This window comes from Sphingomonas sp. BRN-1R, assembly GCF_057748035.1.
The window spans coordinates 768,104-781,392 of sequence record NZ_CM173236.1 but is presented as its reverse complement, the minus strand read 5'-3'; the positions used below and the strand labels follow the sequence as shown (position 1 = coordinate 781,392).

Annotated in this window: 14 protein-coding genes; 8 read left to right on the top strand and 6 right to left on the bottom strand. The window is 68.1% G+C overall.

Annotation, left to right across the window (positions count from 1 at the left end):
* Window positions 1-5: 5 nt before the first annotated feature.
* The 6 genes from AC3ANX_RS03550 to AC3ANX_RS03525 form a co-directional block, all read right to left on the bottom strand.
* Window positions 6-374, bottom strand: coding sequence for an HK97 family phage prohead protease (locus AC3ANX_RS03550; RefSeq protein ID WP_488335658.1), 369 nt, complete (start codon window positions 372-374; stop codon window positions 6-8).
* Window positions 371-679 (bottom strand): DUF6127 family protein, encoded by a 309-nt coding sequence (locus tag AC3ANX_RS03545; protein WP_488335657.1) that lies wholly within the window; start codon window positions 677-679, stop codon window positions 371-373. Before AC3ANX_RS03545 ends, AC3ANX_RS03550 begins: the two co-directional genes overlap by 4 nt.
* Window positions 676-1,809: a phage portal protein gene (locus AC3ANX_RS03540; RefSeq protein WP_488335656.1), complete on the bottom strand. Its 1,134-nt coding sequence runs from the start codon at window positions 1,807-1,809 to the stop codon at window positions 676-678. Before AC3ANX_RS03540 ends, AC3ANX_RS03545 begins: the two co-directional genes overlap by 4 nt.
* A 190-nt stretch (window positions 1,810-1,999) precedes the next feature.
* Window positions 2,000-2,668 (bottom strand): spermidine synthase, encoded by a 669-nt coding sequence (locus AC3ANX_RS03535; protein WP_488335655.1) that lies wholly within the window; start codon window positions 2,666-2,668, stop codon window positions 2,000-2,002.
* 36 nt (window positions 2,669-2,704) lie between these two features.
* The gene (locus AC3ANX_RS03530; protein ID WP_488335654.1) at window positions 2,705-4,027 is read right to left on the bottom strand and encodes a DNA-packaging protein; all 1,323 of its coding nucleotides are present in this window, start codon (window positions 4,025-4,027) and stop codon (window positions 2,705-2,707) included.
* Window positions 4,024-4,461, bottom strand: coding sequence for a hypothetical protein (locus tag AC3ANX_RS03525; RefSeq protein WP_488335653.1), 438 nt, complete (start codon window positions 4,459-4,461; stop codon window positions 4,024-4,026). Before AC3ANX_RS03525 ends, AC3ANX_RS03530 begins: the two co-directional genes overlap by 4 nt.
* Before the next feature lie 250 nt (window positions 4,462-4,711).
* Between AC3ANX_RS03525 and AC3ANX_RS03520 the strand changes: the two genes are divergently transcribed.
* The 8 genes from AC3ANX_RS03520 to tssG all read left to right on the top strand — a co-directional run bounded on the left by AC3ANX_RS03520 (window position 4,712) and on the right by tssG (window position 13,155).
* Window positions 4,712-4,999 (top strand): PAAR domain-containing protein, encoded by a 288-nt coding sequence (locus AC3ANX_RS03520; RefSeq protein WP_488335652.1) that lies wholly within the window; start codon window positions 4,712-4,714, stop codon window positions 4,997-4,999.
* 152 nt (window positions 5,000-5,151) lie between these two features.
* Window positions 5,152-6,300, top strand: coding sequence for a type VI secretion system protein TssA (locus tag AC3ANX_RS03515; RefSeq protein WP_488335651.1), 1,149 nt, complete (start codon window positions 5,152-5,154; stop codon window positions 6,298-6,300).
* Window positions 6,301-6,352: 52 nt separating this feature from the next.
* On the top strand, window positions 6,353-6,865 hold the full coding sequence (tssB, locus tag AC3ANX_RS03510) for a type VI secretion system contractile sheath small subunit (RefSeq protein WP_488335650.1): 513 nt from the start codon (window positions 6,353-6,355) through the stop codon (window positions 6,863-6,865).
* 6 nt (window positions 6,866-6,871) lie between these two features.
* A complete protein-coding gene (gene tssC / locus AC3ANX_RS03505) occupies window positions 6,872-8,365 on the top strand; it encodes a type VI secretion system contractile sheath large subunit (protein ID WP_488335649.1) in 1,494 nt (497 codons plus the stop codon).
* Window positions 8,366-8,379: 14 nt separating this feature from the next.
* The gene (tssC, locus tag AC3ANX_RS03500; RefSeq protein ID WP_488335648.1) at window positions 8,380-9,819 is read left to right on the top strand and encodes a type VI secretion system contractile sheath large subunit; all 1,440 of its coding nucleotides are present in this window, start codon (window positions 8,380-8,382) and stop codon (window positions 9,817-9,819) included.
* Window positions 9,819-10,289, top strand: coding sequence for a type VI secretion system baseplate subunit TssE (gene tssE / locus AC3ANX_RS03495; RefSeq protein WP_488335647.1), 471 nt, complete (start codon window positions 9,819-9,821; stop codon window positions 10,287-10,289). The genes tssC (AC3ANX_RS03500) and tssE overlap by 1 nt, the downstream gene beginning before the upstream one ends.
* Window positions 10,290-10,297: 8 nt before the next feature.
* A complete protein-coding gene (tssF, locus tag AC3ANX_RS03490; RefSeq protein ID WP_488335646.1) occupies window positions 10,298-12,112 on the top strand; it encodes a type VI secretion system baseplate subunit TssF in 1,815 nt (604 codons plus the stop codon).
* Window positions 12,109-13,155, top strand: coding sequence for a type VI secretion system baseplate subunit TssG (gene tssG / locus AC3ANX_RS03485; RefSeq protein ID WP_488335645.1), 1,047 nt, complete (start codon window positions 12,109-12,111; stop codon window positions 13,153-13,155). The genes tssF and tssG overlap by 4 nt, the downstream gene beginning before the upstream one ends.
* Window positions 13,156-13,289: the final 134 nt, after the last annotated feature.

Here is a 13,289-nt window from a genome sequence, read left to right as displayed (position 1 = left end):
CGCCGTCAGGCGACGGCATGCACCCTTGCCAGCGGCTGCATCGGCTGTGCGACGAGGCTCACCTCGATCAGATCGAGCGCGGTCAGCTCGCGGTAGCGCCCGCGCACCGCCGCCTTGACGTGGTAGCCGAACGACAGCCCCGATACCGCGCCCGAGCGAACCAGCCCGGCGAGATGGGCATCGTCAATCCGCCCGATCACGCGCAGGCCCCGCGCATCCTCCCCCGCCTGCTCGATCACGCCGACCGGTTGCCCGCGATGCTGCCACAGCAAGGGCACTTCGCCGACGTCGCCGAACGCGCCGCCACGCACCACGTCGCCACCCCGATCGGCGCGATCGAACACCGCCGCATAGCCGGCAAAGCGCACGCTCACTTGATCCAGCCCGAAAAGCCGTAGCGCGTCGCCAGCGCGGCGAGCAACAGCGCGCCGCCGATCCGCGCCGCCCAGCCGAGCACCGCCTTCCACGCCGATCGCTTGGCATCCCGCCACGCGCCGAGCAGCTCGCGCAGCTCCGCCATGTCCTTGGCAGCGCCTGCATCGTCGAGCCCGAGCCGCGCCAGCGCCCGGCTCGCGCCGAGTTCGCCCGCTTCCTCCGCAATCGCACGCAGCGTCGCCAGATCAGCGCCGCTCGCCTGCCCCTGCGCCATCAACTGCGCCAGAACCGCACCCTTCGTCATGCCGCACCTCCGCCATGTTCCGTGTTCAGCCCGAGCATCGCGCGCTTCTCGGCGTCGCTCAGGAAATCCGCCGCGCTCACCTGCGCCCACAGCCGCTCGCGATCCTCGGCGAGCGCGGTGACGCGGTCGACGTTGACGCGCAGCCACGGCGTGTCGAACCAGCCCGCCAGCCCCTGCGCCAGCCCGGCGAAGATCGTGTCGGCCAGCGGCAGGATCGCCAGCCGCCACAGCGCGCGGCTCGCCTCCTTGTAATTGGCGTAGGTCGCGTCGCCGGGCAGGCCGAGCAGCATCGGCGGCACCCCGAAGCTGCACGCGATCTCACGCGCCGCCGCCGCCTTCAGCCCGACGAAGTCCATGTCGGCGGGCGTCATGCTCATCGCCTGCCACTTGAGCCCGCCTTCGAGCAGCATCGGCCGCCCGGCGTTGGTAGCACCCGCGAAGCCCGCCTCCATCTCGGTGCGCAACCGCTCAAACTGTTCGCGCGACAGCACCGATCCGTCGCCGGGATCGTGCACCAGCGCGCCGGAAGGTCGCGCGGCATTGTCGAGCAGCGCCTTGTTCCAGCGTGCCGCCGCATTGTGCAGCGCGATCGCACCCGCCGCCGCGCCCAGACAGCCGAGCCCGTAATGATCGTCGAGTGGGTGGAAGCTCTTGAGGTGCACCACCTCCGGCCGCGGCCCGTCCGCCACCAGCCGCGTCACCCGCTCGCCGACGCGGTAGCGATACGCCACCGGCCAGCCGCCCGCGTCCGCCTCGACGCTGATCCGGTCCGGCCGGAGCGCGAACAGCTCGGCAACCTCCCCGGCAGGATCGGTCATGATCTGGATATAGGCATTGCCGTGCAGCAGCAGATGCGCCGCCACCGTCTCGACCAGCGCCTGCCCGCCCGACCGCGCCGCCACTACGCCAAGCAGTTCCGGCGAAGACGCCTCGACCGGCGCACCCGCCAGCCCCTGCGCGACCAGCCGCACCGCGCGCTGCGCGATGGCGTTGCGGCAATAACCCTGCCGCACCTGCGCGGCATAATCGTCGCTCCATTCGCCGGACGCGCTCGCCCCCGACCACAGGCCATAGCGCGCCAGCACCGGACGCACGTCGCGCCCGGCCGATTTCCAGCCGAAGAGTTTCATGTTCTTGTCCTTCTCAGGCGCGCGTCACCCGCGCGACTTGACGTTCCCCGGCGGAGGCCGAGGTCCTACGGAACGTCCATTGGAGGCAGCATCACCCTCACCGTTCGTGTCGAGCGAAGTCGAGACACCTCGCGCAACGCTGCACCATGTCCCTCGACTTCGCTCGGGACGAACGGGGTGCGGGGAGCCGCTAGATCTTCTTCGCGAACCAGATCACGTGCCGCGCGCCCTTGCCGCTGGCCCGCGCGCGGATCGTCACTTCCTCGACCGCCATGTCGGTCTCGCGCAGCCGCTTGGCGAACTTCACGTCGGGCGCGGCCGACCAGATCGCCAGCACCCCGCCCGGCCTGAGCGCCGCGCGCGCCGCCTCAAGACCGCGCGGCGAGTAGAGCCGGTCGTTGCCACGCCGCGTCAGCCCGTCAGGCCCATTGTCGACGTCGAGCAGGATCGCGTCATACGTCCCCCGGCCCTCGGCGATCACCGCGCCGACATCTCCCTCGACGATCGCCACGCGCGGATCATCGAGGCTGTCGCCAGTGAACGCCGCCATCGGCCCGCGCGCCCATTCGACCACCTGCGGCACCAGTTCCGCCACCGATACCCTGGCCTGCGGCCCGAGTTGCGCCAGCGCCGCGCGCAGCGTGAAGCCCATGCCATAGCCGCCGATCAGGAAATGCGGCGCTGGCGCAGACACCCGCTCGCACGCCATCGTCGCGAGCGCTTCTTCCGAACCGCTCATCCGGCTGCTCATCAATTCCTCGGTGCCGAGCATGATGAAGAAGTCCGGCCCGCGCTGCACGAGCCGCATGTCGCCGCCGCCCGGCACCTGCGCCGTGTCGATCAAAATCCTGGGAACCATCCGTCCTCCTAACCGCTCAAACCGCCATCGCCCAGCCTAAAGCCCGCGCACGCCCGCCTTGGCGACCGTCGCCGGCATCAACTCCGCCAACGCCCACACCAAAGCATCGGCACGGTCGGGCGAGCGCCCCGGCCCCTGATAGCGCCCGCCAGCGACCAGTCCGCACATTTCGTCCTCCAGCGCGGGGAACGCGCCGACGTGATGCACACGCCCCTTGGCATATTCGATCGACACCGGCTCGGCCCGCGTCGCCTTCGCCTTGGTGGCGTTGACGGTGGCAAGCGGCAGCCCCGGATCGGCACGTTCGAGCACCGATCGCACCATCTGCCCGCCCTGGTTGACCTCCGCCACCACCCGGTCCGCCGCATGCCGCCCGGCGCACGCCACCACCGCGCGCGCCCAGCCTTCCGGGCTCTCGCCGACCACGCTGGCATCCTCGATCACATAGCCGTGTCCGTCCTCGCCAAGTCCCGCCGCGACGATGCCGCACGCGTCGCCGTCGCCGCTGGCCGTGCCCGCCGGCGGATCGACCCCGATCACCACCCGCACCAGCACGGGCGCATGCGCTACCCGGCACGTTTCGATGCCGGCGCGCGTCCACAAGGCGCCGGGCAGATCCTCGATCAGTTCGCCGTCGATCTCCTGCCGCCCGGTACGCGTGCCGCGATACGCCTGATCGATCGCCGCGACGAACGCCGCGCCGAGATGCGGATTGTCGTGCGTGCGCCCGCGCGTCTGAACCAGCCCCTCCATCGCCATGATCCGCCGCAGCAGCGGCACCTGCTTGGGCGTCGTCGTCACCAGCACCTGCTGGCGCTCGCCGAGCCTCAAGCCCAGCATCAGATTGTCCCACACCGCCTCGCCGTGCCGCCACTTGGCGATCTCATCGCACCACGCGACATGATGCTGCGGCCCGCGCAGCTTCTCCGGCGCCTCGGCCGAAAAAGCATAAGCGGAAGCGCCCGAGGCGAACATCAACTCGCCCGCACTGCGCCGCCAGTCGCTCACCTCTTCGCTCCGCGCGACCGAGAGGATGCCGCTGTCGCCCTCGATCATCACCCGAGTCACATCCTCGATCGTCGCACCGACCAGCGCGATGCGCGCGCCGGGCAGCGTGCGGGCGATCTCGCTCACCCATTCGGCACCGGCGCGGGTCTTGCCGAAGCCGCGTCCGGCGCGGATCAGCCACACCCGCCAGTCGCCACCCGGGCGATACTGGCCGGGGTGCGCCCACACCCGCCACGCCGCATCGAGCGCGCGCAGCAGCGCAGGATCGAGGCTGCGCAACAACAGTCGCAACGCTTCGGGCGGGAGCGCCGCCAGCCGCGCCACCAGCGCGATGAGCGTCTCATCGCTCATGGCTGCACCGGCAGCCGCTTGCCGAGCGCGGCGAGCTTGCGCGTCAGCGCCCGCTCGACCTCGTCGAGCGAAGCAGTGCGCGTCGCCGGCGCACGCGGAGCCTTGCGCCCGGCTGCCTGCGCCTCGTGCCGGGTCAGCATCCTGAGCGCGAGCGCGGTGTCGCCATCGCCGCCGCAGGTGCTGATCGCGCGCGCCAGCAGATCATCCTCGATCCGCGCATAAGCGGCGTGCAGCGCCTCCGCCCACGCCGCCGCGAATGCCGGATCGCGCCGGCGCAGCGCATAGGCCGAGTTATAGGCCATGCCTGCCGCGCGCACCGCCTCGCTCACGTTGCCGCTCAGCGACAGCGCGTCGAAGAACCGCGCCCGCGTCTTCTTGGTCCAGCCCGGCGCCCGCACCCCGGCGCGCCGCTCAGCGTTCGCCACCTCACCCATGGTCCGCCCTCCCGTCCTCGTGCCCCGCCGTCGACGATTCGTCGTCATGTGAAGGTCTTAAACTCAGCGTCACGCTGTAGGACAGAGATATTTATCCTATTTGGTTCTTTGCCTGATTGAGAAGCTCGTGGCGTCGCATCGATCCTATCGGCGGGCGGGCGCAGCGCATATGCTGCTCTGCGACGTCCGCCGTCGGCGCTGGCCTGCGTTCGGAACCAACGTCGCGTTCGAGAGGAGAAAGACGATCGGTATGCCCGCGGCCCGCGTCGGTGATATGCACGTCTGCCCGATGGTGACGGGGGTGGTGCCGCATGTCGGCGGGCCGATCCTGCCGCCCTCCGCGCTCACCGTGCTGACCGGCAAGATCCCGCAGGCGCGGGTCACCGACATGCTGACCTGCGTCGGGCCACCCGATGCGATCGTCAAAGGGTCGGCAACGGTGCTGGTGAACATGCTGCCCGCAGCGCGGCTCGGCGATCTAACCGTTCATGGCGGCTCGATCATCGTCGGGTGTCCGACCGTGCTGATCGGCGGGTGAGCGCGACCGGCCCGGACTTTGCCGTAAAGAACACGACAAGTCCCGCGCGCCTTGCGCAAGATGTTGTTAGTGGTACGACAAGACGCTAGACAATCGCTCCGTTCCTGGCGCGCCGGCCGGAACTGAAGGTGGGGATCTCGGGGGGCAAGCGGTTGATTATCGACGACGAGGTCTTTGCTGCGATCCTGACCCCCATCGACGGTGGGGTGGGAACCGACGCGCGCGAAACCGATGACGACGCGCTTTCCGAACGGTTTCGCGAACTCCGCTCGCAGCGCAAGGCGATCTTCCGCGACGAACAGCGCCTCGCAATGGGTAGCGACGCGCCCGATCCCGACACGTGGAGCTGGGACGACCTCGCCGAGCATGCGATCGCCTATTTGCGCAGCGACGCCAAGGATCTCGAGCCGATGGCGATGCTGGTCGAGGCGGCAGTGCGCGCGGACGAGCTTGCCGGGCTGGAACGGGCGATGAACCTGCTCGCAGGGCTGGTGGAGGCGTTCTGGGACGCCGGCCTCTACCCGCACGAAGACGAGGAGGATGGCATCGAAGCGCGCTTCCAGCCGCTCTCGGGCCTGAGCGGCGGCACCAACGACAAGGACGGGGCGCTGGTCATGCCGCTCCGGCGGATCGTGCTGGCGCGTGGCGCAGGCGGCGACATCCGCTTCATCGACCGGATCGCCGCCGAAACCCAGTTCGCCAACGCGCAGCGCGCCGAAGGCGACAGCAAGGCGGCGATCCAGAAGGCGGCGGAAGAGGCGTTCGAGGCGCTGGAAGCCAATACGCTGACCGTGCCCGTCCCTGCGCTGAAGGTCGCGGTGCGCAACCTCGAATCGGCCGAGGCGGCGTGGCGGCGGACGATCGAGTTCATCATCGCACGGACCAAGCCGCAGATGCCCGCCGCGTCACGCGTGACGGAGGAGTTGCGCAAGATGCGCGAATGGCTTGCCGCGGTGCTGAAGAAGCTGCCCGACGAGCCTGAGGCCGCAGCCGAAACCGCGGCGGCCGACGGCGAGCCGCCTGCCGCAGCGGCTGGCGCGCCCCGTGCGGCATCCAGCAATGCGCCGTTTTCGCTCGGGCAGATCAACAACAGGCAGGACGCCTTGCTTGCGGTGAACGCGGCAGCGGAGTATTTCGCCCGCATCGAACCGAATTCCCCGCTCGCCGCCGCACTTCGGGAAGTTGACCGGCGTGCGCGAATGAGCCTCAATGCGCTTCTGGAAGAACTGATCCCCGACACCTCCGCACGACAGCTTTTCTATTGGAGATCCGGGATCAAGCCGCCCGATGCGGAAGCCTGACATTTCGAGCAAACGCATGTAAACGTCATATCAACACGTTTGGAGAGCTACGATGGCAGATTCGGTACATGACAAGCTGAAGCGGGTTCGCAAACCCCGCGTCCACATCACCTACGACGTCGAGGAAAACGGCGCGAAGATCGTCAAGGATCTGCCCTTCGTCGTCGGCGTCATGGGCGATTTCTCGGGCGACTCGGTCGTGCCGAAGAAAAGCGTCAAGGAACGCAAGTTCATCGACCTCAAGAAGGACAAGTTCGACCAGGTGATGGCGCGGATCGAGCCGGCCGTGAAGATGAAGGTCGAGAACACCATCGAGGGCAACGGCAAGGAATTCGAGGTCAACCTCAAGTTCCGGTCGATGGAGGATTTCGAGCCCGAGAACATCGTCCAGCAGGTCGAGCCGCTGCGCAGCCTAATGGAAACCCGCAACCGGCTGCGCGATCTGATGGCCAAGGCCGACGGCTCGGACGAGCTGAACGGCCTGCTCGAACAGATCCTCCAGGATTCGGGCAAGATCGCCAACCTCAATTCCGAACTCGGCACACCTGCCGCCTCGAAGGAATAACTCGAAATGGCCGAAACGCAGACTCAGGCGGCCACCGCCGAAGCCACCACGCTGACCGAGACCAGCCTGCTCGACCAGGCGATCAGCGTCACCAAGCAGACCGAGCCCGACCGGGTCCAGGAACTGCTGAGCACGCTCGCCAAGGAGGCGATGGACGGCACGGTTCAGTATGAGAAGAACCTCACCGTCACGCTGCGCAAGGCGATCGCCAAGCTCGACGAACAGATCTCGCAGCAGCTCGCCACGATCATGCATGCCGAGAAGTTCAAGGCGATGGAGGGGAGCTGGCGCGGGCTCAACTATCTCGTCAAGAACAGCGAGGTCGGCGAAAGCCTGAAGATCCAGGTGCTCAACCTGTCGAAGAAGGAGCTTGCCTCGGACCTGTCCAAGGCGACCGATTTCGACCAGAGCCAGATCTTCAAGAAGATCTACGAGGAACAGTTCGGCACCGCCGGCGGCGCGCCGTTCGGGGCGCTGATCGGCGATTATTATTTCGGCAAGTCGCCCGACGATATCGAGCTGCTCACCAACATGTCGAGCGTGGCGGCGGGTTCGTTCGCGCCGTTCATCTCGGCGGCCGGCTCGCAACTGTTCGGGATGGAGAATTTCACCGAACTCTCCAACCCGATGGACCTCAAGCAGCAGTTCGACACTGCCGACTATATCAAGTGGAACTCGTTCCGCCAGTCGCCGGACTCGCGCTTCGTCACTTTGGTCATGCCGAAGGTGCTCGCGCGCGTGCCCTACGGCAAGGACACCAAAAAGGTCGATGCGTTCGACTATGAGGAAGGTCCGCGCGACGAGGCCGGCAACGCCAAGCCGCTCGCGCACGACGATTATTGCTGGATGAATGCGGCCTATGCACTCGGCGCGCGGCTGACGGCGGCGCATGCCGAATATGGCTGGTGCACCGCGATCCGCGGCGCGGAAGGCGGCGGCAAGGTCGAGAATCTGCCGACCCACGTCTTCCATTCGGACGACGGCGACCTCGATTCGAAGTGCCCGACCGAGATCGGCATCACCGACCGCCGCGAGAAGGAACTGTCCGACATGGGCTTCCTGCCGCTGTGCCATTACAAGAACACCGATTATTCGGTCTTCTTCGGCGCGCAGACGGTGCAGAAGCCCGCGATCTACGATCGTCCCGACGCGACCGCCAACGCGGCGATCTCGGCCCGCCTGCCCTATCTGATGGCGACCAGCCGGTTCGCGCATTATCTGAAGGTGATGGCGCGCGACAAGATCGGCTCGTTCATGGAAGCCAAGGATACCGAGACCTGGCTCAACCGCTGGATCAGCAACTACGTCAACGCCACCGAGGGTGCGGGCCAGGAATCGCGGGCGAAATATCCGCTGCGTGAGGCCAAGATCGAGGTGCAGGAAGTGCCGGGCGCGCCGGGTTCCTATACCGCCGTCGCGCATCTGCGGCCCTGGCTGCAATTCGAGGAACTCACCACCTCGATGCGGCTGGTCGCGAAGATCCCCGGCAAGGCGAACTGAGCGAGGACGGCACGATGGCGACGTCGCTCGCCGCCATCGTGCCCCCGCCGGGCGATGGCGATCCGACACCTGCGACGACCGCCGGCGAGGATTCGCCGCCGGTCGTCGAGCGGGCATCCTCCGACACCCACATCCGCGCACAAGCCGTGCGGATGGTCGCGGCGATCGACCGGCTGATGTCCGCGCAGCTCGACGCGATCCTGCATCACCCCGCGCTGCAACGGATCGAGGCGCTGTGGCGTGGCGTGCAATGGCTGATCGAGGACGGGGTGGAAGACCCCAAGGTCAAGATCCGCCTGCTCGACATGCGCTGGGGCGAGGTGGTGCGCGATCTCGAACGCGCGCCGACGTTCGATCAGAGCGCGCTGTTCAACAAGGTCTATAGTACCGAGTTCGGCATGGCCGGCGGCGAGCCCTACGGGTTGATCGTGGTCGACCACGCCATCTGGCACAAGCTCGGCGGACGCGAGCGCACCGACGATGTGGCGGCGCTATCGGCATTGGCAGAGGTGGCGGCGGCGGCATTCTGCCCGTTCGTGCTCGGGCTCGATCCGCGCGTGGCGGGGCTCGACGGCTTCGACGAGATCGACTTGCGGCAGGACTTGTCCGCCACCTTCGCCGGCACCGAATTCGCGCGCTGGGACAAATTGCGCGCGCAGCCCGACACGCGCTTCCTCAGCATCGTCGCGCCGCGCCTGCTTGCGCGCGCGCGCTACACCGGGCGCAGCCGGCGGCGGCCCGGCTTCGTCTATGAGGAGACGATCACGCGCCATCAGGACCGGCTGTGGATGCAGGGCGGCTTCGCGCTCGCGCAGGTCGCCGCGCGCGCGATGCGGGTGCATCGCTGGCCGGCGGCGGTGCGCGGCGGCGCGCAGGCGGGCGAAGGCGGCATCGTCGATGCGCCACGCCGCCAGTTCATCGCCAGCGACCGTGCCGGCGTGGTCGCGCGCTTCCCGACCGAGAACGCGATTTCGGAGGAGCAGGAGATGGCGATGAACGCCGCCGGGCTCACCTGCCTGCGCCAGCTCCACCTCACCGGCGCGGCGGCGTTCCTCAACCTGCCCAGCCTGCACCGCCCACCGGTCTATGGCGACGAGGCGGCGCAGATGAACGCCAAGATGGGCGCGATGATAAACTACATCTTCTGCGTGGCGCGCTTCGCGCATTACGTGAAGGTGATGGCGCGCGACTGGGTCGGCAAATATACCGATGCCAAGACGTGCGAGAAGCTGCTTCAGGACTGGCTGAAGGGCTATGTCACCGGCAACGAGGATGCCAGCCCCGAGATGCGGGTGCGCTACCCGTTGCGCATGGCGCGCGTGGAGGTGACGGAGATGGCGAGCAAGCCTGGCTCCTACGCCTGCGAGATCGCGATCAAGCCGCACTACCAGCTCGACCAGATCGCCTCCGAATTTCGCCTCACCACCGAGATCAGCAACGAGGCGGCGCGCTGATGGCCGGGCTCCTGCCGCATTCGCTGCTCGACCGGCTGATCGACGATTCGCCCGAACTGGCGAGCGAGGCGCTGCCGTCCGAGGAGGCGGCGTTCGAGACCTTCAAGCACGGCCTGCGCCGTGACCTCGAGGGGCTGCTCAACGCGCGCAAACCCTTCTCCGGCTGGCTGGCGCGCGCCGACGATCTCGAAGGGACGATCGTCGATTTCGGCCTGCCCGATCTCAGCACCGAGGATTTCGGCGCGGCCCCGGCGCGCGAGCGTATCCGCCGGCTGATCGCGCACTGCATCCGCACCCACGAACCACGCCTGCACAAGGTCGAGGTCGAAAGCGACGGCGGCCCGAGCGTGGCCGGCGTGCGGTTCCGCATCAGCGCGACGATCCGCTTCGCCGCCTACGATGCCGAGGTGGTGTACGACGCGCGGCTGCGCCCCAACGACCGGGCGATCGACGTGGCGCTGGCGAGTTAGGGCGTGCGATGATCGACGATCTCATCGAATATTATCAGCGCGAGCTGAACTTCCTGCGCGATTCGGCGGGCGCGTTCGCCAACGCGCATCCCAAGATCGCCTCGCGGCTGCGCGTCACGCGCGAGGCGGTGGAAGACCCGCATATCGGCCGGCTGATCGAATCGGTCGCGTTCATGAACGCGCGGCTGCGCCACAAGCTCGACGACGAGTTTCCTGAGATCACCGACGCGGTGCTGATGACGGTCTATCCGCATCTCATCCAGCCGGTGCCGTCGTTCTTCGTCGCCGGCATCGCGCCCGCGCCTGATCTCGACAAACCCGTCACCATTCCTGCCGGCACGATGCTGACCACCGAGGCGATCGACGGCGAGCCGTGCCGCTACCGGCTGTGCTGGGACACGACCTTGCTGCCGCTCGCGCTGACGGGTGCGGTGATGGCGGGGCCGCCGCTCGATGCGCCCGCGCTTGGGCTTGGCGCGGCGAAGGGCGTGCTGCGGCTGTCGCTCGCCACGCCCAAGCCCGAGATCGGCATCGCCGGCCTCGGGCTCGATACGCTCCGGCTGTTCATCAAGAGCGATGCGCGCCGCGCGCAACTGCTGATCGAGCATTTCGGCGTCAACCTGCTCGGCATCGGCGTCGGCACGGGGCCGGAGGATCCGCGCGCGGTGCTGCTGCCGCCCTCGGCGCTGCGGCTGATGGGGCTGGACGATGCCGAGCTGCTGCTGCCGCAGACGCCGGTCGCCAGCACGGCGTATGCGGGCTTGCAGGAGCATTTCGCCTATCCGCACAAGCACGCCTTCTTCGAAGTGTCGGGGCTCGCGCGCCGCACGCTGGATATCGGCGGCGGCACGCTCGAACTGTTCTTCTATTTCGACAAGCTCTCGCCCGAACTCGAACGGGTGGTACGCGCCGACGATTTCGATCTCTACGCCGCGCCGGCGATCAACCTGTTCGAGATGGATGCCGAGCCGATTCAGATCGACCACAGCCAAATCGAATATCGCATCATCCCCGATGCGCGCCGCGAGGATGCGCTGGAGGTGCATTCGATCCTCGACGTGACGCTTCAGGATCAATCGGGCGAGCGGATCGACGCGCCGCCGCTTTACTCGGTTGATCGCGCGACCGGGCGGCCGGGGCGGTTCTTCCATTCGGTCGTGCGGCGATCGAGCTTCGGCCTGGGCGGCGGCGACGACGTGTTCCTGTCGGTCGCCGATCTCGACGGGGCGCTGCTGCGCGACGATGCGACGATCGCCAACGCACGCGTGCTCGTCACCAACCGCGACCTGCCGTCGCGGCTGCCGTTCGGCGGCGGTCGCCCGCAGCTCCAGATCGCCGCGACCATCCCCGGCGTCGGCGGCGCCACCGCGCTGACCAAGCCGACCCCCACCCGCCGCCCGGCGCGACGGCGTGCGGCGATGTGGAAGCTGATCGGGCAATTGTCCCTCAGCCATCTCAGCATGGTCGGCGGCAGTCAGGGCGCGGCCGCCTTGCGTGAGGTGCTGTCGCTCTACGATCTCAGCGATGCGCCCGAAAGCGCGTTCCTGCGCGAACGGCTGGTCGGTGTCACGGCGGTGCCGGGCGTCGCGCGTGTCCCCTTGCGCGGGCATACCGCGATCTGTTCGGGCGTCGATGTCGTACTCGAGATCGACGACGAGCGCTTCTCGGGTTCGGGTTCGTATCTGCTGTGCGCGGTGCTCGAACGCTTCCTCGCCACCTCCGCTTCGATCAACAGCTTCGTGCGGCTGTCGGCACGGCTGCGGCGCGAGCCGGGCACCTGGAAAAGCTGGTCGCCGCGCGTCGGCGATCGCGTGCTGGTTTGAGCGCGGGCCTCCCCGCGCTGCTGCGCCGCCGACTCGGCGCGCTGGTGCTGCCGCAGGTGCTGCGCGTCGCCGAACTGCTCGCCTCGCGCCGTCGTCGCGGCGAAACCGGCGTCGGCGGCGACCTGCGGCTGGCGGAGGAGCCGGCGCATCTGCGCGCGTCGGACCGGATGATGTCCGTTTCCGGCGACGTCGCCGCAATCGAGGAGCAGGACGGCCGGATCGAGGTGACCACCAACGTGATGGGGCTGGTCGGCGCGACGCCCGCGCTGCCCGCCTTCTACAGCGAGTTGCAGCTGCAACGGCGGCGCAAGCGCGACCGGTCGTTCGAACGCTTCCTCAACATCTTCGATCACCGCGCGCTGTCGTTCTTCTACCGCATCTTCCGCAAATATCATCCGCTCGTCGCGTTCGAGCGCGAGGCACGGCCGGGCAACGATCCGCTCAGCCTCAGCCTGCTCGCCTTGTCGGGGTTCGGCGATACGGCGGGAGAGCGGCTGTCGTTCGACCGGATCGCGCTCGCCCCGCTTGCGCACCACCTCGCCGGCACGCGCCGCACCGCCGCCGGACTCGCCATCGTGCTGCGCCACGTCACCGGTCTGGAGGTGAAGATCATCGAGGCGACGCCGACGTGGATGGCGATGCCCGCGGACGCGCAGAGCCGGCTCGGCATGCAGGCGAGCCGGCTGGGCGGCACCGACGCGGGCGGGCTCGGCCATGTCGACGGTGCGGTGCTCGGCACGGCGATGCTCGATATCCAGCACCATTACCGCATCTCGGTCGGCCCGCTCGGTTACGACGAGCTGCTGCGGTTCTGCACGCCCGACGGCCCCTCGCGGGCGATCGCGGAGATCTGCCAGATCTACACCGGCATCGCCTATCGCGCGGCGATCGTGCTCGCGATCCCGTCGCGGGACATTCCGCCGCTGCAACTCGCGAACGACGCCGCACCTGCGTTCTTGGGACGTACCAGTTGGTTGGGAACGCTTGGGCCGGAGATTCGCGAAGACTGCGCCATCGCCGTGACTTTGCCGGTGGCGGCGTGAGATTACAGTTGTTCGTCGGCGGGGGATCGCATAAGTGGCTCGCAACTATAAGGGCGCCTGACAAGGGTCGCTGCCCTGCGCCGAAATTGGGCGCCGACTTGTTCGATGTCGTGACGGCTCGTACTGCGCCGTTC

Bases quoted from the DNA above. Each gene is read 5' to 3' on its own strand.
- AC3ANX_RS03545 (WP_488335657.1), bottom strand. From the start codon at position 679: ATGACGAAGGGTGCGGTTCTGGCGCAGTTGATGGCGCAGGGGCAGGCG.
- AC3ANX_RS03540 (WP_488335656.1), bottom strand. From the start codon at position 1,809: ATGAAACTCTTCGGCTGGAAATCGGCCGGGCGCGACGTGCGTCCGGTG.
- AC3ANX_RS03535 (WP_488335655.1), bottom strand. From the start codon at position 2,668: ATGGTTCCCAGGATTTTGATCGACACGGCGCAGGTGCCGGGCGGCGGC.
- AC3ANX_RS03530 (WP_488335654.1), bottom strand. From the start codon at position 4,027: ATGAGCGATGAGACGCTCATCGCGCTGGTGGCGCGGCTGGCGGCGCTC.
- AC3ANX_RS03525 (WP_488335653.1), bottom strand. From the start codon at position 4,461: ATGGGTGAGGTGGCGAACGCTGAGCGGCGCGCCGGGGTGCGGGCGCCG.
- AC3ANX_RS03520 (WP_488335652.1), top strand. From the start codon at position 4,712: ATGCCCGCGGCCCGCGTCGGTGATATGCACGTCTGCCCGATGGTGACG.
- tssB (WP_488335650.1), top strand. From the start codon at position 6,353: ATGGCAGATTCGGTACATGACAAGCTGAAGCGGGTTCGCAAACCCCGC.
- tssC (WP_488335649.1), top strand. From the start codon at position 6,872: ATGGCCGAAACGCAGACTCAGGCGGCCACCGCCGAAGCCACCACGCTG.
- tssC (WP_488335648.1), top strand. From the start codon at position 8,380: ATGGCGACGTCGCTCGCCGCCATCGTGCCCCCGCCGGGCGATGGCGAT.
- tssE (WP_488335647.1), top strand. From the start codon at position 9,819: ATGGCCGGGCTCCTGCCGCATTCGCTGCTCGACCGGCTGATCGACGAT.
- tssF (WP_488335646.1), top strand. From the start codon at position 10,298: ATGATCGACGATCTCATCGAATATTATCAGCGCGAGCTGAACTTCCTG.